This window comes from Nocardioides sp. LMS-CY, from assembly GCF_018732145.1.
Lineage (GTDB): Bacteria > Actinomycetota > Actinomycetes > Propionibacteriales > Nocardioidaceae > Nocardioides > Nocardioides soli.
Genome location: NZ_CP076104.1, coordinates 2,691,012 through 2,710,477, shown reverse-complemented (window position 1 = coordinate 2,710,477; position 19,466 = coordinate 2,691,012). Strand labels below are relative to the sequence as shown.

Genomic DNA, 19,466 nt, shown 5'->3' with positions numbered 1-19,466 from the left:
CCCGCAGCACGGTGGTTGAGGAGGTTGCGCTAGCAACCGTCTCGAAACCACCGACCGCCGACTCGACCCGGGCCGACCGGCTAGGTTTCGAGACCACGACTGAGGTCTCGAGACGCCCGTCGCGGCTTCGTTCCTCAGCCGCGGGGCTCCTCGACCTGGCGCGGGTTTCCGACGCCTCGCAAGCTCGGCGTCGGCGCGCTCAAATGTCCCGGAAGGGCTCGATGTTGGCGCCGAGCTGGTTGAGCCGCTCGGCGAGGTCCTCGTAGCCGCGGTGGATGACGTACGTCGACCGCAGCACCGAGGTGCCCTTCGACGCGAGCATGGCCAGCAGGATCACCACGGCCGGGCGCAGGGCCGGCGGGCAGACCAGCTCGGTGCCGCTGAAACCGGTGGGCCCCTCGATCATCACCCGGTGCGGGTCGAGCAGCTTGACCCGCGCACCGAGCTTGTTCAGGTCGGTCAGGTAGATCGCGCGGTTCTCGTAGACCCAGTCGTGCAGCAGCGTCTGCCCCTGGGCGACGGCGGCGATCACCGCGAAGAAGGGCAGGTTGTCGATGTTGAGGCCGGGGAACGGCATCGGGTGGATCTTGTCGAGCGGGGCGTGCAGCTCGGAGGGCTTCGTGGTGATGTCGACGAGGCGGGTGTGCCCGTTGAGCGCGACGTACTCGGCGGAGGAGTCGTACTTCAGGCCCATCTCCTCGAGCACCGCGAGCTCGATCTCCATGAACTCGATCGGCACCCGCCGGATGGTGATCTCCGACTTCGTCACGATCGCCGCCGCGAGCAGCGACATCGCCTCGATCGGGTCCTCGCTCGGCGCGTAGTCGACGTCGACGTCGATCTCGCTGCGTCCGGTGACGGTGAGCGTCGTCGTGCCGATGCCCTCCACGGCCACGCCGAGCCGCTGCAGGTAGAAGCACAGGTCCTGGACCATGTAGTTCGACGACGCGTTGCGGATCACGGTGGTGCCGGGGTGCAGGGCGGCCGCCATCAGGGCGTTCTCGGTGACCGTGTCGCCGCGCTCGGTGAGCACGATCGGGCGGTCCGGCTCGATCGCCCGGTTGACCGAGGCGTGGTAGTGGCCCTCGGTGGCCTTCACCTCGAGGCCGAAGGGGCGCAGCGCCGACATGTGCGGCTCGACAGTACGGGTGCCGAGGTCGCAGCCACCGGCGTACGGCAGCTCGAACGTCTCGACGCGGTGCAGCAGCGGGCCGAGGAACATGATGATCGAGCGGGTACGCCGTGCGGCCGCCGCGTCGATGTGCTCGAGGTCCAGCTCACGCGGCGGGACGATCTCGAGGTCGTTGTCCGCGTTGAGCCAGCGGCACTGCACGCCGAGGCTGCTCAGCACCTCGAGGAGGCGGTTGACCTCCTCGATCCGGGCGACCTTGCGCAGCGTGGTCCGGCCCCGGTTGAGCAGGGCCGCGCAGAGCAGCGCGACGCCGGCGTTCTTCGAGGTCTTGACGTCGATCTCCCCGGAGAGCGTGGTCGGGCCGGTCACGCGCAGGTGGGTCGGGCCGGCGCCGACGGCGACGATCTCGGAGTCGAGAGCGGCGCCGATCCGGGCCAGCATCTCCAATGAGAGGTTCTGGTGCCCCTTCTCGATCCGGTTCACCGCCGACTGGCTGGTCCCGAGCAGGTCGGCGAGCTGGTGCTGGGTGAGCCCGCGGTGCTTGCGGGCGTCGCGGATGAGGTTGCCGATGCGGTTCTTGTAGCTCTCGGTCATGCCGATCACGGTAACTCACATATGAGATAACGACGCAAATCGGAGGCGGCCCGGGGTGTCGCACGGGCCTGACAGGATGGGCGGCATGCGCGCGACGACGATCCACGGTACCCGAGACATCCGCGTCACCGACGTACCGGACCCGACGATCCAGGAGCCGACCGACGCGATCGTGCGCGTGGTCGCCGGCTGCATCTGCGGCTCGGACCTGTGGCCCTACCGCGGCGAGAACGACATCACGCCCGGCGAGACCATCGGCCACGAGTGCGTGGGGGTGGTCGAGGAGGTCGGCGCCGACGTGTCGTCGATCCGGCCCGGCGACTTCGTGATCGTGCCGTTCAACCACTGCGACAACACCTGCGTGCACTGCCGCAACGGCGTCCAGAGCGCCTGCGTCAACCCGGGCGCCACGGAGACCGGTCAGGCCGAGTACGCCCGCGTGAGCCAGGCCGACGGCAGCCTGGTCGCGACCGACGGCATGCCCGACGAGGCGCTGATCCCGGCGCTGCTGACGCTGGCCGACGTGTTCCCGACCGGCTACCACGCGGCGACGTCCGCCGGCGTCCGCGACGGAGGTACGGCGGTCGTCGTCGGCGACGGCGCGGTCGGGCTGTTCGGCGTGCTCTCCGCCGCCCTCCTCGGGGCCGAGACGATCATCGCGATGTCTCGTCACGAGCCGCGGCAGCGGATCGCCACGGCCTTCGGCGCTACGCACATCGTCGCCGAGCGCGACCGGGCCGCGACGGCCGCGGTCATGGAGATCACCGGCGGCGTCGGTGCCGACGCGGTGCTCGAGTGCGTCGGCACCGACCAGGCGATGCAGACGGCGTTCCGGGTCGCCCGGCCCGGCGCGACGGTCGGCTTCGTGGGCGTGCCGCACGGGGTGGAGCTGCCGGTGCGCCGGATGTTCGGCCGCAACGTCGGCCTGGCGGGCGGCGTCGCGCCGACCCGTCGGTACCTCCCCGAGCTGCTCGAGCGGGTGCTCGCCGGCGGCATCGACCCCGGGCTCGTCTTCGACCTGACGGTGCCGCTCGACGACGTCGCCGAGGGCTACCGCGCGATGGACGAGCGCCGCGCGATCAAGGTGCTCGTCCGGCCCTGACGACCGGACGAGCGATGGGTGGCGGCTACCGAGACGTCAGTCGCGGCGACCGGAGGCGTACAGGCCGGTGCCGACCAGCAGCACGATGCCGGAGGCCAGCTCGGCGACGAAGACCGCGGTCTCGTTCTCGAGGAACACCGCGAACAGGATCAGCAGGATGCCGCAGAGGCCGAGCAGCCCCAGGAAGGGCTTCTTGGGCAGCGTGGTGTTCAGCGCCATCGCGCAGAGCACCACGACGGTGCCGATGATGCCGTCGCGGTAGCCGGCCCACATGCCGTCGTACTCGGTGCCGTAGAGGAGCCAGGTCGCCATGATCAGGCCGATGCCGGCGGAGAGGATCAGCAGCCAGCCGAAGGGCGCCATCACCGGCACCGGGCCGGAGGCGGCAGGCGCCGCGGCGGGAACAGCCGGGGTGCCGGGTGCGGTACGTCGCTCGGGAGTCGCCATGGTGCGCAGCCTATTGCCCCCGACGCCGAGACGTCCCGCCAGGGGAGCCTTTCGCGGCCTCGGCCCGCTCCCACTGTCGGCCCGCTGTCGGCGCGGACCCGTAGGATCGCGGGCGTGAGCAGTCGCGACGCCGCCGAGTCCCAGCGGCTGCGCGACCTGGCGCTGCTGCGCCGGGTGCGCGACCGGATGGACCGGGAGTATGCCCAACCGCTCGACGTCGAGGCGCTCGCCCACGGGGTCAACATGTCGGCGGGCCACCTCAGCCGCCGGTTCAAGGCGGCGTACGGCGAGTCGCCGTACTCCTACCTGATGACGCGCCGCATCGAGCGGGCGATGGCGCTGCTGCGCCGCGGGGACCTGAGCGTCACCGACGTCTGCTTCGCGGTCGGCTGCCAGTCGCTCGGCACCTTCAGCACCCGCTTCTCCGAGCTGGTCGGCATGTCGCCCAGCGACTACAAGGTGCGGTCCCGGCAGGAGATGGCCGGCGTGCCGTCGTGCGAGTCCAAGAAGGTCACCCGGCCGGTGCGCAATCCGGTCAGGAATCGAGAAGCGCCCCTCGCCGGCCGCTCCTAAGGTCGTGGTCATGGACATCAGCATTCACACCACCTTCCTTCCGCAGGACGACCCGGACGCCGCCCTGGGGTTCTACCGCGACACGCTCGGCTTCGAGCTCCGCAACGACGTCGGCTACGAGGGCATGCGCTGGCTCACCGTGGGCCCGCCACAGCAGCCGGGCGTCAACATCGTGCTCCACCCGCCGGGGGCCGACCCAGGCACCACCGACGAGGAGCGCAAGGTCATCGCCGAGATGATGGCCAAGGGCACCTACGCCAGCATCATGCTCGCGACGCCCGACCTCGACTCGACCTTCGACCAGCTGCAGGCCAGCGACGTCGAGGTCGTCCAGGAGCCGACCGACCAGCCCTGGGGGATGCGCGACTGTGCGGTCCGCGATCCCGCCGGCAACATGGTCCGCATCCAGCAGATGGGGTCCTGACCGTGAAGACCATGAGCTGCCAGCAGCTGGGCGGACCCTGCGACCAGGCGTTCCAGGGCGAGACCGCCGACGACGTCATCCACCAGCAGGACGAGCACCTCAAGGCGATGGTCGCCGCCGGCGACCAGGCCCACGTGCCCGCCAACGACGACATGCGCGGACGCTGGAAGCGCCCCGTCAAGGGCCTCGGCTGGTACCGGCAGACCAAGAAGGATTTCGCCGCCCTGCCGGAGGACTGAGCCCGAAGTACTGGGCCCGGCCCACCGGACCGATGGATTCCGGAGCGAGCCCGGGTCCGATCGATCGACCGCCGTCGTACGACAGGAGAGAATCCCCGCATGCCGTCTCACGCAGCCGACAGCCACGACCTGATCCGCGTCACCGGAGCCCGGGTCAACAACCTCAAGGACGTGAGCGTCGAGATCCCGAAGCGCCGGCTCACGGCGTTCACCGGGGTCTCCGGCTCGGGCAAGAGCTCGCTCGTCTTCGGCACGGTCGCGGCCGAGTCGCAGCGGCTGATCAACGAGACCTACAGCGCCTTCGTGCAGGGGTTCATGCCGACGCTCGCGCGGCCCGACGTCGACGTCCTCGACGGGCTCACCACGGCGATCATCGTCGACCAGGAGCGGATGGGCACCGACCCGCGCTCGACCGTCGGCACCGCGACCGATGCGAACGCGATGCTCCGGATCCTCTTCAGCCGGCTCGGCGACCCGCACATCGGCTCGCCGCAGGCCTACTCCTTCAACGTGGCGTCGATCAGCGGCGCCGGGGCGGTCACCGTCACGAAGGCCGGGCGCGAGGTGAAGGAGCGCCGCAGCTTCAGCATCACCGGCGGCATGTGCCCGCGCTGCGAGGGCCGCGGCTCGGTCAACGACTTCGACCTGACGGCGCTGTACGACGAGGAGAAGTCGCTCAACGAGGGCGCGATCACGATCCCCGGCTACAGCATGGAGGGCTGGTACGGCCGGATCTTCCGCGGCTCCGGCTTCTTCGACCCCGACAAGCCGATCAAGAAGTACACCAAGCGGGAGCTGGCCGACCTGCTGTACAAGGAGCCCACCAAGATCAAGGTCGAGGGCATCAACCTGACCTACAGCGGCCTGATCCCGACCATCCAGAAGTCGATGCTGTCCAAGGACGTCGACTCGATGCAGCCGCACATCCGGGCGTTCGTGGAGCGGGCGATCACGTTCACCACCTGCCCGGAGTGCGACGGCACCCGGCTCGCCGAGCATGCGCGGGCCTCCAAGATCCGGGGCAAGAGCATCGCCGACCTGTGCGCCATGCAGATCAGCGACCTCGCCACCTGGGTGCACGAGCTCGACGAGCCGTCGGTGAAGCCGCTCGTGGACGCGCTGGGGGAGACCCTCGACTCGTTCGTCGAGATCGGCCTCGGCTACCTCTCGCTCGAGCGGCCCGCGGGGACCCTGTCGGGCGGCGAGGCCCAGCGCACCAAGATGATCCGCCACCTCGGCTCCTCGCTCACCGACGTCACCTACGTCTTCGACGAACCGACGATCGGCCTGCACCCGCACGACATCCAGCGGATGAACCAGCTGCTGCTCCAGCTGCGTGACAAGGGGAACACCGTGCTCGTCGTCGAGCACAAGCCGGAGACGATCACGATCGCCGACCACGTCGTCGACCTCGGCCCGGGCGCGGGCTCCGACGGCGGCACGATCTGCTTCGAGGGCACGGTCGACGGGCTGCGGGGGAGCGACACGGTCACCGGCCGACACCTCGACGACCGGGCCACGCTCAAGGAGTCGGTGCGCACCGCGACTGGGGCCATCGAGATCCGCGGAGCGTCCACCCACAACCTGCGGAACGTCGACGTCGACATCCCGCTCGGGGTGCTGGTGGTGGTGACCGGCGTGGCCGGCTCGGGCAAGAGCTCGCTGATCAACGGCTCGGTGTCGCCGCGCGAGGGCGTCGTGACCGTCGACCAGAGCGCGATCCGGGGCTCGCGGCGCAGCAACCCCGCGACGTACACCGGCCTGCTCGATCCGATCCGCAAGGCCTTCGCCAAGGAGAACGGCGTGAAGCCGGGCCTGTTCAGCGCCAACTCCGACGGCGCCTGCCCCAACTGCAACGGCGCCGGGGTGATCTATAGCGACCTCGGGATGATGGCCGGCACCGCCACGACCTGCGAGGTGTGCGAGGGCAAGCGCTTCGACGCCTCGGTGCTGGAGTACCGCTTCGGCGGCAAGGACATCGACGAGGTGCTCACGATGTCGGTGGCCGAGGCCGAGGCGTTCTTCGCCGACGGCGCCGGCAAGCTGGCGGCCGCGCACAAGGTCCTGATGCGGCTCGCCGACGTCGGCCTGGGCTACCTCAAGATCGGCCAGCCGCTGACGACGCTCTCGGGCGGCGAGCGGCAGCGGCTCAAGCTCGCGACGCACCTGGGGGAGAAGGGTGGGATCTACGTGCTCGACGAGCCGACGACCGGCCTGCATCTCGCCGACGTCGAGAACCTGCTCGGCATGGTCGACCGGTTGGTCGACAGCGGCAAGTCGGTGATCGTCATCGAGCATCACCAGGCGGTGATGGCGCACGCCGACTGGATCATCGACCTCGGCCCGGGCGCCGGTCACGACGGCGGCACGGTCGTCTTCGAGGGCACACCGGCGGACCTCGTCGGCGCGAAGCGGAAGACGCTGACGGGCGAGCACCTGGCGGCGTACGTCGGCGGCTGAGCGCGACCGCGCTCAGCGGGCCTGGTCGAGCAGCCTGACCCGGCGTACCCCGGCGGTCCGGCGGTACGACGTCTCGACCAGTTCGGCCACCTCCCGCCAGTCGGTCCGGTCGTCGAGGTCGAGTCCGACCCAGCCGGAGACCCCGAGGTACATCGGGTGGAAGCAGCGCGGGTCGTCGAGCAGAGCCGGCCGCTCGACCGGGTCGGCCAGCACCAGCACCGAGGCGCCGTGCCGCTCGTGGCCGTCGCCGATCTTCTCGCTGCCGCCGTAGTAGGCGAACACCTTGGTCGTGTAGAACGCCGGAGTGCCGTGGGAGACCTTCTCCGCGGCGTCGGGCAGCGCCAGTGTGATCGCCCGGAGGCGTCCGAGCACGGGATCGTCGTCGTCGAACATCAGCGGGTGGGCCACGGCGGCCACGCTAGGGGAGTCGGCTCCCCGGAGGAAGGGCGCCGGCTCAGGGACCGCAGACCCGGCTGCGGAGGGTGGCCCGGTCGCGCACGCCCCGCGACCGGCACGGGACGAGCGGCAGCACGCCTCGCGGCTGCGGGGTGAACTCGAAGGCGACCAGACCGGGCCGCTCGGTCTCGTTCGTGAGGATCCGCAGCCGGTGGGTGCCGGCGCCGATCCGGGCGACGGCCTGCTCCTCGTAGTGTGCGTCGCCGAGGATGACCGCGCCGCTGGCCGTGTGGAACTGGCAGGCATAGGCGCACGTCAGGTCGTCGGGCGCCGGGCCCTGCCACACTTCGGCGACCGCGGTGCCGTCGCGCTCGTGCCGGAGCGCCGCCGCGATGATGTCGCCGCTCGCGGTGGCGAGCGCGGCCTGGTCCGACTCGTCCGGGATCGCCGAGCGCGGCCCGAGATCGGTGATCACGGCGAGCTCCCCTGGCCATTCCCGCCGGATCGACAGCAGCCTCTGTCCTTGGTCCACGGGGACATCCTATGTGTGACCCAACGAATTTGGTATCACGAGGTCGGAAATTGTCCTCGCCGCGCTTCGAATCCAGCTTCGAGAGTCGATCAGGTACCCATCGAGGCACTGGACCAGACTCGGCCGGTCCTCGTGCTCACCGCCGCCGCGTTCGCGACGCCTGCGGTGGGCACCCGCGCCGGCCTGACCGCCGCCTTGGTGCCCGTTCCGTTCGTCGCCGCCGGGATCTGGCCCTGCGCGGGGCCGGCGGTCAAGGCGGCCGATGAGAGCTTTCCCAAGTGGTACCGTAAACCTGTACCACTTGAAGGAGGTTCCGATGCCCGTCACGGCGAGTGAGGCCCGCAAGCAGCTGTTTCCGCTGATCGAGAAGGTCAACAACGACCGCATCGCGGTCGAGATCACCTCGCGCCGTGGCAATGCCGTCTTGATCTCGGCCGAGGAGTTCGCGGCTCTGGAGGAGACGGCCTACCTGTTGCGGGTGCCTGCCAACGCCAAGCGGCTTCTCGAGAGCCTTCAGCAGGCGAGGTCGGGCGATCGCCACGAGCACGAGCTCGCCGAGTGAGGCTCGTCTTCACACCGAACGGCTGGGACGACTACCAACACTGGCTGCAGGCCGACCGGCAGATTCTCAAGCGGATCAACCGGCTGATCGATGACGCGCTGAGAGACCCGACCGACGGCATCGGCAAGCCGGAGCCGTTGAGGCACATGTTCGCTGGTGCGTGGTCTCGCCGCATCACCGACGAGCACCGCCTGGTGTACCTGGTCGATGGCGAGGACCTCGTCGTCCTTCAGGCACGCTTCCACTACAAGTGACGTGGGTCCGCCGAGGAACCGGCCGACCTGGTAACGCCTCGGCATGGAAGAGGTGAGAGCACCCACCTCGACCGAGCGGAGCACCCATGCGCACGACACCCTGGACCGACGACCACGACCGGCTGGTCGCGGAGGCCGCACCCACCGCGCCCGAGGCTGTCGACATCGACGTGGCGCGGGTGTGGGGCCGGGTCCACGTGACCATGGCCGAGGAGCCGAGGCGGCGCCGAGTGGTGCGCCTGCTCGCGGCCGGCGTGCTCGCGGCCGGGGTACTCGGCGGCACGGCCGTCGCGACCGCCGATCACTTCTCCGCCCGGACGGGCAAGGGGCCGGTGGACGCGGAGGACCTCCGCCTGGGCGGGCCGGGGGAGAGCCTCGACGTCGGCGCTCCCGACTACGGCGAGGTCGTCGCGGAGGAGTCGGCGGACATCCCGTTCCCCACCGAGGGGTTCCGTGCGATCGCGATCCGGCACCAGCTCCACGACGTGCGCTTCGCCGGGCCGGGGGAGCAGTACGTCTCCACCGGGGCGCTGCGTGCCTGGCTGGCCGATCAGGCCCTGTGTGCCTGGTCGAGCGAGTGGGCCGCCGCCACGCGGTCCGGCGACGAGGCCGCGCGGACCGAGGCCATCGAGACCATCCAGGCGGCACCGACCTGGCCGGCCGTGGTCGACCTCGACCCCGCGCCGTACAGCCGGATGGAGTCCGGCGAGGAGGAGGGCGAGGACGGCGAGGTCCGGACGTTCCGCTACCGCGACGAGAGCCAGTTCTACTACCTGGCCGCGCTCGGCGAGGCCGTCGACGGGCGGAGCATCGACGCGGTCGCGGAGATCCTGGCCGAGAACAACGGCTACTGCCGCCCCGAGCTGGTGCCGGACATCCCCCGAGCCGACGCCATGGCCCGGTTCGCGGAGCGCTGACGTGGGGCGAGACATCACCGCCGCGGAGTTCGAGGAGCTCTACCGCGACACCGCCCGCGACGTGTTCGGGTTCCTACGGCGCCGAACGACCGGCGACGCGGAGGACCTGGTGGCCGAGGTGTACGCCGTGGCCTGGCGCCGCCGTGCCGACCTGCCCGCCCCGATGCTGCGCCGGGCCTGGCTGTTCCGGGTCGCACACAACCTGCTGAAGGCCGACGCGCGCAGGAGGCGCCGGGAGGGCGCGGTCGTCGACGAGCTCGCGGCCCGGCCGAACGGCTCGGGAGCAGCGGCCGACGGGCCGCCCGGCACCGGTCGGGCCGCCGTGATCACCAGGGCCATGGACCGGCTGTCGCCGGGGGAGCGCGAGGTGCTCCGGCTGGTCGTCTGGGAGTGCCTGACGCCCGCGGAGCTCGCGGTCGCGCTGGACGTCCGACCGGGCACCGCACGCGTGCGCCTGCACCGGGCCCGTCAGGCGTTCGCCTCCGACCCGGAGGTCAAGGCCCTCGTCGGCAGCGTCGGGTGCTCGGTGGGGTAGATGCCGATCGCGAACCCGTACATGGAGTCGCCGGACCTCGGCAGCCGGTCGAACTCGGCGACGAGCTCGGCCATCCGGTCCCAGAACTCGGAGGCCTGACCCTCCGAGATGCGCGCATGCCGGATGAAGCCCCAGAGCTTGCCGTGCTCGAACGCCGTCGCGGACTCGCGCGCGGCCACCTCGAAGTCGTTGAAGTCGCGCGGCAGGTCGTCGCCGCCGTCCCCTGACGGCTCCGCGGCCACGTAGAACATGCGCGCGGTGCGTCCGTAGAAGCGCTCCTCGATGGCCCGCACCTTCCGCGTGTGCACGACCTGGAGCAGACCGTTGCGGGTGAGCACGTTCACGTGGTGCGCCACCGTGCTCTTCGGCCGCTCGACCGCGGCCGCCAGCTCGCTCACGGTCGCCGCCCGCTCGTGCAGGAGCTGCAGGATCGTCGTACGGAGCGGATGGCCGATAGCTCGCACCTGGGCAGCGGTGGTGAGCGCCATCCGATCGGCGAGCTCGTAGTCCGGGAGGTTGTGTGGCACGACAGAACAGACTAGCGTCACCGAATGTTCCAATATTCTCGATCAATGAGCGGGGGATAGGAGTGACATGGCCGAGGTGCTGCTCTACCACCACATCCAGGGCCTGACCGACGGCGTGCGGGCGTTCGCCGATGAGCTGCGACAGGCGGGGCACACCGTGCACACGCCCGACCTGTTCGGCGGTCGGACGTTCGACAGCATCGAGGAGGGCTTCGGATTCGCGCGTGAGGCGGGGTTCGACGCGATCCGCGAGCGTGGGGCGGCCGCGGCCGACGACCTCGGTCCCGCGCTCGTCTACGCCGGATTCTCCTTCGGCGTGACGATCGCCCAGCGACTCGCGCAGACCCGGCCCGGTGCACGCGGGGCGCTGCTCATCTACTCGTGCCTCCCCGTCACGGAGTTCGGCGAGGCCTGGCCGGGGGGAGTGCCGGTGCAGATCCACGGCAAGGAGGGCGACGAGTTCTTCGACGAGGACCTGCCGGCCGCACGCGCGCTCGCCGACTCCGCGGCGGAGGCCGAGCTGTTCCTGTACCCCGGCGACCAGCATCTCTTCGCCGACTCCTCGCTCGACGGGTACGACGCGGTGGCGGCCGCGCTGCTGATGCAGCGGGTGCAGACGTTCCTCGCCGCGGTCTGACCGATGACTCTTCCGTGCCGTGTCGGTCTGTACGCCGAACACCGACTCACGGGAGGCTGACGCCGTGCGAAAACTGACCTTCGGAATGAACGTGAGCCTGGACGGCTACATCGCCGGGCCCGGCGGCGACCTCGGCTGGAGCGTGCCGAGTGACGAGCTGTTCCAGTGGTGGTCCGACCGGGTGGCTGCGACGGAACTGTCGCTGTACGGACGCAGACTGTGGGAGGCCATGAGCTCCCACTGGCCGACGGCCGACCAGCAGCCCGGAGTCACACCGGCGGAGGTCGAGTACGCACGGCGCTGGCGGGACATGCCCAAGGTGCTGTTCTCCTCGACGGTCGGCACGGTCGACTGGAACACCCGCCTGTGCACCGGCGACGCGGTCCCCGAGATCACCCGACTCAAGGCCGAGGACGGCGGACCGATGGACATCGCCGGCGCCACCCTCGCCGCGGCGGCGATGCGCGCCGGGCTGATCGACGAGTACGTGCTGGTCACCGCGCCCGTCCTGGTGGGCGGCGGCACGCCGTTCTTCACCGCGCTCGACAACTGGGTGAACCTGGACCTGGTGGAGACCCGGACGTTTCCCGACGGCCTGCTTCTGACCAGGTACCAGACCAGGCGCTGAGCGCCCGCCCCGAACCAGTGCCTACTGGTCACGGTCGGCGGCGAGCCGACCGTAGACGATGGTGTCCGTCCACTCGCCCTTGCTCCACCAGTCCTGCCGCAGGTGCGCCTCGTGGCGCATGCCGGCGTTGCGTGCGAGCCTGGCCGAGGCGGCGTTGCGGCCGTCCATCTGCGCGGCGACGCGATGCACCCCGTAGTGGTCGAACGCCAGGTCGAGCACGGCCCGCACCGCCTCGGTCGCGAAGCCTCGGCCGCCATGGTCCGGATCGAGCACCCACCCGACCTCGGCCACGCGGCGTTCCCGGTCGGTGAGCCTCAGCGACACGTCACCGATCACCGCTCCGGCATGCTCGATCACGAGGGCGAGCGCGCCGGTGTCGCCGTCCAGGTCGGCCTTCCGAACGCGTTCGGCGGTCTTGTCCCGCGCGGCCTGCGCCGTCCACGGCTCATCCAGGAGAAATCTGGCGACCTCGGGGTGGGAGTAGATACCCAGCAGCGCGTCGGCATCGTCGGTGTCGTGCGGCCGGAGGATCAGGCGCTCGGTGTGCAGCGGCAGGAATGTCGACGTCATCCGCACCCACGGTAGCCGTCTCGTCTCCTCGAACAGGACGTATCGGCGGAGTGCTGATCTGCGGTGCGTCAGGATGATTGAGACGGCGACGCTCCTGGTGTCTCACCGAGTCTGACGCAACTCGCCGTATCAGGGTGCCCGGGGGAGCGACGGTGAGCTCCGGCCCGACCGAACGTTCATCGACACCCGTTCCGGGTGTGGATGAGGGGCCAGGATCGTGATCTATTCGTGACTCAGAACCCTGTGGAACAAGGGGATTCTCGACCCTCCACTGTCGGTGGCGGGTGCTTGAGTAGATGCCATGACGGCGATCGCGACACCCCGGCACCGGGTCAGTGTGGCGACCGCGCATGTCCACGCCGAGCTCGACGCGGTCGCTGACGCCTCGGTGTGGTCGATGGATGCCACCGAGGCAGGTCAGACGCTGATCGAGTTGGAGCGGGCCGAGGCCCGGATCGTCGAACTCAAGGCCCGAGTCGCCGCGCACGCCGACACCATGCATGTGGGCCAGGACGTGGGTGCGTCGTCGGCGGCGAACTGGCTGGCCCACCAGACCAAGACCACGCGTGCGGCGGCGTACGGCGCGGTGCGGCTCGGGCACGACCTCGAGGCCCACGCCTTGACGCGGGATGCGCTGGCGGCCGGAGAGATCTGCGTCGAGCAGGCGCGGGTCGTCATCCGGTGGGTCGACCGACTCCCCGCCGACCTCGACACCGAGACCCTCGCGAGGGCGGAGGCGCATCTGCTCGAGGAGGCGCGGCACCACGACGCGAAGGCACTGGGCCGGCTGGGGCGGCGGCTGTGGGAGGTCATCGCGCCCGAGGAGGCCGACGCCCACGAAGCCGAGATCCTGCAACGACAGGAGGCCGCCGCGCTGCGGGCCTGCTCGCTCACGATGGTCGACGACGGCGACGGCACCACCCGCGGCCGGTTCACCCTGCCGACCTACCACGCCGCCGCCCTCAAGAAGATCCTGATGGCGCTGGCCGCCCCCAAGCACCTCGCGGCCACCCAGGGCCCCGGCGTCGAGCGCCGGCCCGGCCCGGAGGCACTCGGGCGGGCGCTGTGCGAGCTGATCGAGCGCTACCCGGTCGACCGGCTCCCGGCCACCGGCGGCGTCAACGCCACCGTCGTGGTGGTCATCGGCGAAGACACCCTCACCGGACGCCTCGAGAAGGCCGGCGTCCTCGACACCGGCGACCAGATCTCACCCGCGATGGCCCGCCGCCTCGCCTGCGAGGCCGGCATCATCCCCGCCGTCCTCGGCAGCAACAGCGTCCCCCTGGACCTCGGCCGGAGAAGCCGCTACCACACCGAGCACCAACGGATCGCCCTGTTCCTGCGCGACCGCGGCTGCCGCGCCGAAGGCTGCGACCGCACGATCGGACTCCACGCCCACCACCAACAGCACTGGACCGACGGCGGCCACACCAACCTCACCGACGGCGCATCCCTCTGCCCCTGGCACCACACCCTCATCCACGACCCCACCTACGACACGACATACCTCCCCACCGGCAAGATCCGATTCCACCGGAGAACGTGACGGTTGCTTCGCGCGCGCCCCGAACCATGCCGAGGATGCTCCTGCGGCCCTGTCTCCTGCCTAGCTTCGGGCCCAAGCTGCCGCGCTGCACTGACGCCTCCCGACATCGACTTGCCGGAACCGAAGGCTCCCCGTCGATTGATCGCCGATAACTGACATTATGTCAAGTTCTAGCCCTGCGTGAGGCTTCGCGAGACGGAAGTGCGCTGCAGACAGAAGAGCTCAGCTCCCTCCTGACCCCGTCCCGCTCGTCCGCCGTCAAGTCCGACTCCGACGGTTCTGCGCCGCAGCCGCATGCCCCTGCTCGCTCGAAACGGGTGGCGAGCCCCCACGGAGTCGGCAACGATCCACCCGTGGCCGCGATGCATGACGATGAGTTGACCATCGACGCCTCCCTGGTGCGGAGCCTCGTCCAGGTGTCACTGCCGGAGCTCGGCGATCTGGCTGTCGAGCCGGTGGACGCCTCCGGTTCGACGAATGCGCTGTTCCGTCTCGGCGACGACCTGCTTGCTCGGCTGCCACGCCAACCCGGCGGGTCGGCAACCGTCGAGAAGGAGGCGCGGTGGCTCCCCCACGTCGCCAGCGGACTGTCGACCGCGGTGCCGGAGCTCGTCGCGGTCGGCGACCCCGGGTTCGGCTACCCCGAGAAGTGGTCGGTCGTGAGGTGGATCGAGGGTGCTGCGCCGTCGGTGCCATGGGACTCGTCCCGGCACCGGTCGTCGGAGCCCCTTGCCGCCGACCTTGCCGAGCTGGTCGCGGAGCTGCGGCAGGTGCCCGTCCCGGTCGAGGCACACGACGACCCGGCGCTGCACTCCTATCGTGGCGGTCAGCTGGCGGAGTTCGCGGATGACTTCCACGAGTTGGCCGAGGCGTGCCGCGCCATCCCCGACCTCGGCCTGGACCTCGACCGCGCACGGGCGGTCTGGACCGACGCCGTCGCGGCCGAACGATCCCTCGTGGAGAGCCGCAGCTGATACCACGGCGATCTCCTGGCCGAGAACCTGCTGCTCCGGGACGGTCGGCTGGCCGCGGCTCTCGACTTCGGTGGCCTGGCGGTCGGCGACCCCACCGTCGACCTGATCGTCGCCTGGGAGGTGCTCGACGGCGCCGGCCGTGCCGAGTTCCGCGGGCTGCTCGACCTCGACGATGCGACCTGGGCGAAGTCGATGGGCTGGGCGCTCCTGATCGCCCTGATCACCTTTCCGTACTACTGGCAGACGATGCCGTCCCGGTGCGCAGACCGCCGGGCGATGGCGACGACGGTCCTGGCCGAGGCTTGAGACGAGCGCGCTCGCCGCCTCTCCCCCGATCGCCACCGGCCGGTGTGCCGTGGCCGCCTCCCCGCTCCCGCTACCCCACAATGGCGGTGAGACGACTCCCTCGTGCCTGGAAGGGATCGACCGATCCTGATGGCCGAGGGGGCTGGACTGCATGCGGGCGATACTCCTGAGCGGCGGGCTCGCCGTGATCTGCTCGCTGCTGGGCACCCGGATCGCGATCGGATGGTTCACCCGGCACGGCTTCGGCCAGCCGATCAGGGACGACGGACCGACGACCCATCACGTCAAGCGGGGTACGCCGACCATGGGCGGACTCGTGATCCTGCTGGCGGCCACGGCGGCCTACCTGGCCGCCACGGCCCTGACCGGCAGGTGGCCCAGCGCGAGTGCCTGGCTCGTGCTGCTGCTGTTCCTCGGCTGTGGCGTCGTGGGCTTCCTCGATGACTTCATCAAGGTCTACACGCAGAACAACGCGGGCCTGAGCAGCCGGGCGAAGATGGCCGGTCAGACCCTGATCGCGCTCGTCTTCGGGGTCCTGGCCACCCAGTTCTTCGCCGACGAACGGGGAGTCGCGCCGGCGTCGCAGTACCTCTCCACCACGCACGACTGGGGAGTCAAGCTGCCGCTGGTCGTGGTCCTGCTGCTGATCTGGTTCATCGTCACCGCGACCTCCAACGCGGCCAACCTGACCGACGGCGCCGACGGGCTCCTCGCCGGCGCCTCGACGTTGATCTTCGGTGCCTACACGATCGTGAACGTCTGGCAGAACAACCAGATGTGCGGCTCCTCCCGACCCACGGTGGTGGAGTCCCAGTGCTACCAGGTGCGCGATCCCCTCGATCTCGCGGTGTTCTCCGCCGCCGTCATGGCGGCGTGCATCGGCTTCCTCTGGTGGAACGCCAAGCCCGCGCAGATCATCATGGGCGACGTCGGCTCGCTCGCGATCGGGGGCGCGCTGGCCGGGCTGGCGATCATGTCGCGCACCGAGCTCCTGATGGCCGTCATCGCGGGACTGTTCGTGCTCGAGACGCTGTCCGTGCTCCTCCAGATGAGCTACTTCAAGCTCACGAGGCGACTCACCGGCACGGGGCGGCGGATCTTCCGGATCACCCCCATCCACCATCACTTCGAGCACCTGGGATGGGACGAGGTCACCGTGGTGATCCGCTTCTGGATCGTCGCGGGGATCTTCGTCGCGACCGGGCTCGGGATCTTCTACGCCTCGTGGCTGGCCTGAGCCTCGACGAGCTGTCTGACGTCCATGCGCCAGCCAGGACTCCCCCGTACCTGGCGTCTACGGCTCCTTGAAGACGTCGTGATCGCCGACCCGGCGCCACCGGCACCGCAGCTCGCCGCCGATGGTCACGAGCTCGAACGTTGCGCGACCGTCAGGGCTGGCGAACGACCAGGTCATCTCGAGCACGCCGTCGGCTCCGCGGAGCGACTTCACGCGCAGTGAGGCCGGCCACGGCGTCGCAGGGTCAGCGACGTAGGCATCGCACGCCGGCGCGAACCTCTCCTTCACGACCGCCCTGAACTCCGCCAGCCACTCGCGTTCGAGTCTCCGAATGTCGCGGTCGAACGCCGGGGTGGTCTCGAACTTCACTCGCTATCGCTGTCACTGTCGGCGGAACCGTCGGCCACGTCGTCGACGTGGGCGAGGAAGTCCGTCACGTCATCGTGGATCGTGAGCTCGCCGGCCGCGACATGGACCTCGACCTCGCGCTCACGCTCCTGCCAGCTCTGGGTCCAGAACCAGGCCTGCTCGGCCGGCACCGGCAGCGCCGCCCGAAGCTCCAGAACCCCGTCCTCTCGCTCGGTGACCTCAAGCTGCGCGCCCGGCTCATCCAAGTGCATACGCTGCCGAACTTCGGCCGGCAGGGCAACGAGCCCGCGGCGCTGGAGACTCACGTAGCCGTGGTACCGGGGCTTGGTGTCCATGTGTCGATGGTGGCACGCGTACGGAAAAGCCGCAAGGCTGCGATGCGGTAACGTGGCACGGCCGTTGCGTGCCGAAGAGGTTCGGTTCAGTCCAGCCTCAGTACGTTGCGGATGGCCGGCCACGCCAGCGCGCCGATGCGCTCCGCAGCGCCCTCGTCGCCGCCGACGAGATAGCTGCGGGCCGGGTCCGGGGCGACCTCCCCGGGGAGCACGCTCGGATGAGTGATTCCAGGGTGTCGTGCAAGCGAGCGGCGCTCAGCGCCGCGCTGGCCAGGCGCCGGCGCGAAGGCAGACCGGGCGTCTCTCGAGCGCTAGCAACGCAGTCAGCGTGGATGCTGAGCGTCGCGCAGCGTGCGAGGCCTTGGAATTAGTCATCTAGCCAAAGTGCCCCTGTCGGGGCGCCCGTTCCGGGCTGAGAATGGTGCTGCGGCCGCCCGGTGACGCCGTTGTTCCTATGGTCCTGCGAGGCCGTCGTCTAGCCGGGCGCGGGAACCGCGTGGTGGGCCCTTCAATGCTGCCGATCCGGGTCACCAGGAGGTGAGTCGGTGTGAGCGCGAGGACTAGTTTCGCTTCTTTGCCCTGGTGGTTCCCCCGGGCGGTCGTTGCCATCAGAACCGACCGATCCCAAGGAGGAGTGGGGTGTTCGCAGACTCTGAAGACGATGAGCAGATCATCGAACGCGTCGCAGCGTTGGACATCGGCAAGGCCGAGGTCGTGTGCTGTGTCCGGCTGCCCGCGGCGGCGGGCAAGAAGCGCCGGGTCCAGGAGGTGACCACGCACTCGACCATGGTGGGGTCGTTGAGCGACCTGGCCAACCATCTGGTCGATCTACGCATCGAGCGGGTCGTGATGGAGGCCACCAGCGACTACTGGCGGCCACCGTTCTACCTGTTTGAGGCTCACGGACTTCAGCCGTGGCTGGTCAATGCCAAGGACGTCCGGCACCTGCCCGGACGGCCGAAGACCGACGTGCTGGACGCGGTGTGGCTGTGCAAGGTCGCCGAACGTCAGATGCTCCGACCCAGCTTCGTGCCCCCACACGAGATCCGCCGGCTGCGGGACCTGACCCGCTACCGAGCCGACCTGGTCGGGGTCCGCACCGCGGAGAAGAACCGGGTCGAGAAGCTGGTGGAGGACGCCTGCATCAAGCTCTCGGTAGTGGCCTCGGACATCTTCGGGGTCTCCGGACGCGACATGCTGGCCGCGATGATCGCCGGGGAACGCGACCCCAAGCGACTCGCGGACCTGGCCCGCTCACGGATGCGTCCCAAGATCAGCCTGCTGGAGGAGGCCTTCGCCGGACTCAAGGTCGGCACTTTCGGTGAGCACCATCGGTTCCTCCTGTCACGGATGCTGGCACGCATCGATCAGACCAACAACGACATCGCCGCCCTCGAGGACGAGCTCGAGGAGCATCTCGCCCCTTTCGCTGACGCGGTCGCCCGGCTCGATGAGATCCCCGGGATCGGCCCGCGAGCGGCCGCGGTCATCATCGCCGAGATCGGCCTCGACATGACCCGATTCCCCACCCCCGGCCACCTCGCGTCGTGGGCGAAGTTCTCACCCGGGATCAAGTCATCGGCCGGGAAGAACAAGGGCAACGGCTCCACCGGACACGGCAACCGCTACCTGGCCCGGGTCCTCGGCGAAGCCGCCGTCGGCGCCGGCCGCACCGAGACCTTCCTCGGCGCCCGCTACCGCCGGCTCGCGCGCCGACGCGGCAAGAAGAAGGCCATGGTCGCGGTCGGACGATCGATCCTGACCATCATCTGGCACCTCCTCGCCGACCCCAACGCCCGCTACCAAGACCTCGGCCCCGACCACTACGACCAGCGCGTCTCAACCACCGCCAAGAAGCGCAGCCACATCCGAGGCCTCGAAGCCCTCGGCTACCACGTCACCCTCGAACCCGCCGCCTAACCACCGCAACAACCCTTCCCGGCTCCGCCGGGAGCTGCCGCCTGCCTGGTCACCGCCATTCTCGGACTAGCCATCCTGCCCCCTTGCGGGGGCGCCCGTTCCGGGCTGAAAATCGGTGGGTGGCCGCCCGGTCGACGACGCTCACCCTATGGTCCGTTACGAGGCCGTGGACTAGCCTGCGCGCGGGGACCGGCCATGTGCCCTTCGATGTCGCCACGACCCTTCAGGGTCAGAGCACGAGGATTAGATT

Annotated in this window: 24 protein-coding genes and 1 pseudogene; 16 read left to right on the top strand and 9 right to left on the bottom strand. The window is 70.0% G+C overall.

Translation table 11 applies throughout. From position 1 onward, the window contains the following. Window positions 1-199 precede the first annotated feature (199 nt). Window positions 200-1,726 carry a helix-turn-helix domain-containing protein gene (locus tag KM427_RS13100; RefSeq protein ID WP_215524144.1) on the bottom strand — a complete coding sequence of 509 codons (1,527 nt, stop codon included), beginning with the start codon at window positions 1,724-1,726 and terminating at the stop codon, window positions 200-202. 85 nt (window positions 1,727-1,811) lie between these two features. Here KM427_RS13100 and KM427_RS13095 point away from each other — a divergent pair, with 85 nt between their 5' ends. After that, a complete protein-coding gene (locus KM427_RS13095; protein ID WP_183594734.1) occupies window positions 1,812-2,828 on the top strand; it encodes a zinc-dependent alcohol dehydrogenase family protein in 1,017 nt (338 codons plus the stop codon). A gap of 36 nt (window positions 2,829-2,864) precedes the next feature. Here KM427_RS13095 and KM427_RS13090 read toward each other — a convergent pair whose 3' ends face one another. Beyond that, window positions 2,865-3,275, bottom strand: coding sequence for a hypothetical protein (locus tag KM427_RS13090; RefSeq protein WP_183594735.1), 411 nt, complete (start codon window positions 3,273-3,275; stop codon window positions 2,865-2,867). 114 nt (window positions 3,276-3,389) lie between these two features. Between KM427_RS13090 and KM427_RS13085 the strand changes: the two genes are divergently transcribed. The 4 genes from KM427_RS13085 (at window position 3,390) to KM427_RS13070 (ending at window position 6,971) form a co-directional block, all read left to right on the top strand. After that, window positions 3,390-3,848: a helix-turn-helix transcriptional regulator gene (locus KM427_RS13085; RefSeq protein ID WP_215524143.1), complete on the top strand. Its 459-nt coding sequence runs from the start codon at window positions 3,390-3,392 to the stop codon at window positions 3,846-3,848. A 10-nt stretch (window positions 3,849-3,858) separates the two neighbouring features. After that, complete coding sequence (locus KM427_RS13080) at window positions 3,859-4,272, top strand: VOC family protein (RefSeq protein ID WP_183594737.1); 414 nt, start codon at window positions 3,859-3,861, stop codon at window positions 4,270-4,272. 11 nt (window positions 4,273-4,283) lie between these two features. Next, on the top strand, window positions 4,284-4,511 hold the full coding sequence (locus KM427_RS13075; RefSeq protein ID WP_221200110.1) for a hypothetical protein: 228 nt from the start codon (window positions 4,284-4,286) through the stop codon (window positions 4,509-4,511). A 99-nt stretch (window positions 4,512-4,610) separates the two neighbouring features. Continuing rightward, window positions 4,611-6,971: an ATP-binding cassette domain-containing protein gene (locus tag KM427_RS13070; RefSeq protein ID WP_215524142.1), complete on the top strand. Its 2,361-nt coding sequence runs from the start codon at window positions 4,611-4,613 to the stop codon at window positions 6,969-6,971. 12 nt (window positions 6,972-6,983) lie between these two features. Here the strand turns inward: KM427_RS13070 and KM427_RS13065 are convergent, their stop codons facing one another. Further along, window positions 6,984-7,379 carry an MmcQ/YjbR family DNA-binding protein gene (locus tag KM427_RS13065; RefSeq protein WP_215524141.1) on the bottom strand — a complete coding sequence of 132 codons (396 nt, stop codon included), beginning with the start codon at window positions 7,377-7,379 and terminating at the stop codon, window positions 6,984-6,986. A gap of 46 nt (window positions 7,380-7,425) precedes the next feature. After that, entirely contained in the window at window positions 7,426-7,899 is a 474-nt protein-coding gene (locus tag KM427_RS13060) for a hypothetical protein (RefSeq protein ID WP_215524140.1), read from the bottom strand. Between the two features lie 316 nt (window positions 7,900-8,215). Between KM427_RS13060 and KM427_RS13055 the strand changes: the two genes are divergently transcribed. From KM427_RS13055 to KM427_RS13040, 4 genes are all read left to right on the top strand, one after another. Continuing rightward, window positions 8,216-8,461, top strand: coding sequence for a type II toxin-antitoxin system Phd/YefM family antitoxin (locus KM427_RS13055; protein WP_215524139.1), 246 nt, complete (start codon window positions 8,216-8,218; stop codon window positions 8,459-8,461). Further along, entirely contained in the window at window positions 8,458-8,715 is a 258-nt protein-coding gene (locus tag KM427_RS13050) for a Txe/YoeB family addiction module toxin (RefSeq protein ID WP_215524138.1), read from the top strand. The genes KM427_RS13055 and KM427_RS13050 overlap by 4 nt, the downstream gene beginning before the upstream one ends. Window positions 8,716-8,801: 86 nt before the next feature. Beyond that, complete coding sequence (locus KM427_RS13045; RefSeq protein ID WP_215524137.1) at window positions 8,802-9,632, top strand: hypothetical protein; 831 nt, start codon at window positions 8,802-8,804, stop codon at window positions 9,630-9,632. A gap of 1 nt (window position 9,633) precedes the next feature. Then, on the top strand, window positions 9,634-10,167 hold the full coding sequence (locus KM427_RS13040; RefSeq protein ID WP_215524136.1) for an RNA polymerase sigma factor: 534 nt from the start codon (window positions 9,634-9,636) through the stop codon (window positions 10,165-10,167). On the opposite strand, the gene KM427_RS13035 is transcribed toward KM427_RS13040, so the two are convergent. After that, the gene (locus KM427_RS13035) at window positions 10,101-10,694 is read right to left on the bottom strand and encodes an ArsR/SmtB family transcription factor (RefSeq protein WP_252274451.1); all 594 of its coding nucleotides are present in this window, start codon (window positions 10,692-10,694) and stop codon (window positions 10,101-10,103) included. The two genes, KM427_RS13040 and KM427_RS13035, sit on opposite strands and share 67 nt — an antisense overlap. Window positions 10,695-10,761: 67 nt before the next feature. Between KM427_RS13035 and KM427_RS13030 the strand changes: the two genes are divergently transcribed. Both KM427_RS13030 and KM427_RS13025 read left to right on the top strand, forming a co-directional pair. After that, window positions 10,762-11,331, top strand: coding sequence for a dienelactone hydrolase family protein (locus KM427_RS13030; RefSeq protein WP_215527463.1), 570 nt, complete (start codon window positions 10,762-10,764; stop codon window positions 11,329-11,331). 64 nt (window positions 11,332-11,395) lie between these two features. Continuing rightward, window positions 11,396-11,959, top strand: coding sequence for a dihydrofolate reductase family protein (locus KM427_RS13025; RefSeq protein ID WP_183594744.1), 564 nt, complete (start codon window positions 11,396-11,398; stop codon window positions 11,957-11,959). Between the two features lie 21 nt (window positions 11,960-11,980). On the opposite strand, the gene KM427_RS13020 is transcribed toward KM427_RS13025, so the two are convergent. After that, the gene (locus KM427_RS13020) at window positions 11,981-12,529 is read right to left on the bottom strand and encodes a GNAT family N-acetyltransferase (RefSeq protein WP_215527462.1); all 549 of its coding nucleotides are present in this window, start codon (window positions 12,527-12,529) and stop codon (window positions 11,981-11,983) included. A 301-nt stretch (window positions 12,530-12,830) separates the two neighbouring features. Here KM427_RS13020 and KM427_RS13015 point away from each other — a divergent pair, with 301 nt between their 5' ends. From KM427_RS13015 to mraY, 4 genes and pseudogenes are all read left to right on the top strand, one after another. Further along, window positions 12,831-14,075: an HNH endonuclease signature motif containing protein gene (locus tag KM427_RS13015; RefSeq protein WP_215527461.1), complete on the top strand. Its 1,245-nt coding sequence runs from the start codon at window positions 12,831-12,833 to the stop codon at window positions 14,073-14,075. Window positions 14,076-14,437: 362 nt separating this feature from the next. Continuing rightward, window positions 14,438-15,157 (top strand): annotated as a pseudogene (locus tag KM427_RS13010) (phosphotransferase); the annotation flags it as partial. Window positions 15,158-15,169: 12 nt separating this feature from the next. After that, window positions 15,170-15,355 (top strand): protein kinase family protein, encoded by a 186-nt coding sequence (locus tag KM427_RS25925; RefSeq protein ID WP_252275467.1) that lies wholly within the window; start codon window positions 15,170-15,172, stop codon window positions 15,353-15,355. Window positions 15,356-15,506: 151 nt separating this feature from the next. Further along, window positions 15,507-16,592 carry a phospho-N-acetylmuramoyl-pentapeptide-transferase gene (gene mraY / locus KM427_RS13000; protein ID WP_215527459.1) on the top strand — a complete coding sequence of 362 codons (1,086 nt, stop codon included), beginning with the start codon at window positions 15,507-15,509 and terminating at the stop codon, window positions 16,590-16,592. A gap of 57 nt (window positions 16,593-16,649) precedes the next feature. Here mraY and KM427_RS12995 read toward each other — a convergent pair whose 3' ends face one another. From KM427_RS12995 to KM427_RS25725, 3 genes are all read right to left on the bottom strand, one after another. After that, the gene (locus KM427_RS12995; RefSeq protein ID WP_183595060.1) at window positions 16,650-16,961 is read right to left on the bottom strand and encodes a hypothetical protein; all 312 of its coding nucleotides are present in this window, start codon (window positions 16,959-16,961) and stop codon (window positions 16,650-16,652) included. Next, a complete protein-coding gene (locus tag KM427_RS12990; protein WP_183595059.1) occupies window positions 16,958-17,296 on the bottom strand; it encodes an AbrB/MazE/SpoVT family DNA-binding domain-containing protein in 339 nt (112 codons plus the stop codon). The genes KM427_RS12995 and KM427_RS12990 overlap by 4 nt, the downstream gene beginning before the upstream one ends. Window positions 17,297-17,382: 86 nt before the next feature. Next, window positions 17,383-17,508, bottom strand: a complete 126-nt coding sequence (locus KM427_RS25725; protein WP_286674388.1) for a hypothetical protein — start codon at window positions 17,506-17,508, stop codon at window positions 17,383-17,385. Between the two features lie 427 nt (window positions 17,509-17,935). Between KM427_RS25725 and KM427_RS12985 the strand changes: the two genes are divergently transcribed. Next, window positions 17,936-19,216: an IS110 family RNA-guided transposase gene (locus tag KM427_RS12985; protein WP_215527114.1), complete on the top strand. Its 1,281-nt coding sequence runs from the start codon at window positions 17,936-17,938 to the stop codon at window positions 19,214-19,216. Window positions 19,217-19,466: the final 250 nt, after the last annotated feature.

Coding starts and splice junctions, on each gene's coding strand:
- KM427_RS12990 (WP_183595059.1), bottom strand. CDS start 17,296: ATGGACACCAAGCCCCGGTACCACGGCTACGTGAGTCTCCAGCGCCGC.
- KM427_RS13075 (WP_221200110.1), top strand. CDS start 4,284: ATGAGCTGCCAGCAGCTGGGCGGACCCTGCGACCAGGCGTTCCAGGGC.
- KM427_RS13070 (WP_215524142.1), top strand. CDS start 4,611: ATGCCGTCTCACGCAGCCGACAGCCACGACCTGATCCGCGTCACCGGA.
- KM427_RS13090 (WP_183594735.1), bottom strand. CDS start 3,275: ATGGCGACTCCCGAGCGACGTACCGCACCCGGCACCCCGGCTGTTCCC.
- KM427_RS13030 (WP_215527463.1), top strand. CDS start 10,762: ATGGCCGAGGTGCTGCTCTACCACCACATCCAGGGCCTGACCGACGGC.
- mraY (WP_215527459.1), top strand. CDS start 15,507: ATGCGGGCGATACTCCTGAGCGGCGGGCTCGCCGTGATCTGCTCGCTG.
- KM427_RS13100 (WP_215524144.1), bottom strand. CDS start 1,726: ATGACCGAGAGCTACAAGAACCGCATCGGCAACCTCATCCGCGACGCC.
- KM427_RS13015 (WP_215527461.1), top strand. CDS start 12,831: ATGACGGCGATCGCGACACCCCGGCACCGGGTCAGTGTGGCGACCGCG.
- KM427_RS13080 (WP_183594737.1), top strand. CDS start 3,859: ATGGACATCAGCATTCACACCACCTTCCTTCCGCAGGACGACCCGGAC.
- KM427_RS13045 (WP_215524137.1), top strand. CDS start 8,802: ATGCGCACGACACCCTGGACCGACGACCACGACCGGCTGGTCGCGGAG.
- KM427_RS13020 (WP_215527462.1), bottom strand. CDS start 12,529: ATGACGTCGACATTCCTGCCGCTGCACACCGAGCGCCTGATCCTCCGG.
- KM427_RS13055 (WP_215524139.1), top strand. CDS start 8,216: ATGCCCGTCACGGCGAGTGAGGCCCGCAAGCAGCTGTTTCCGCTGATC.
- KM427_RS13095 (WP_183594734.1), top strand. CDS start 1,812: ATGCGCGCGACGACGATCCACGGTACCCGAGACATCCGCGTCACCGAC.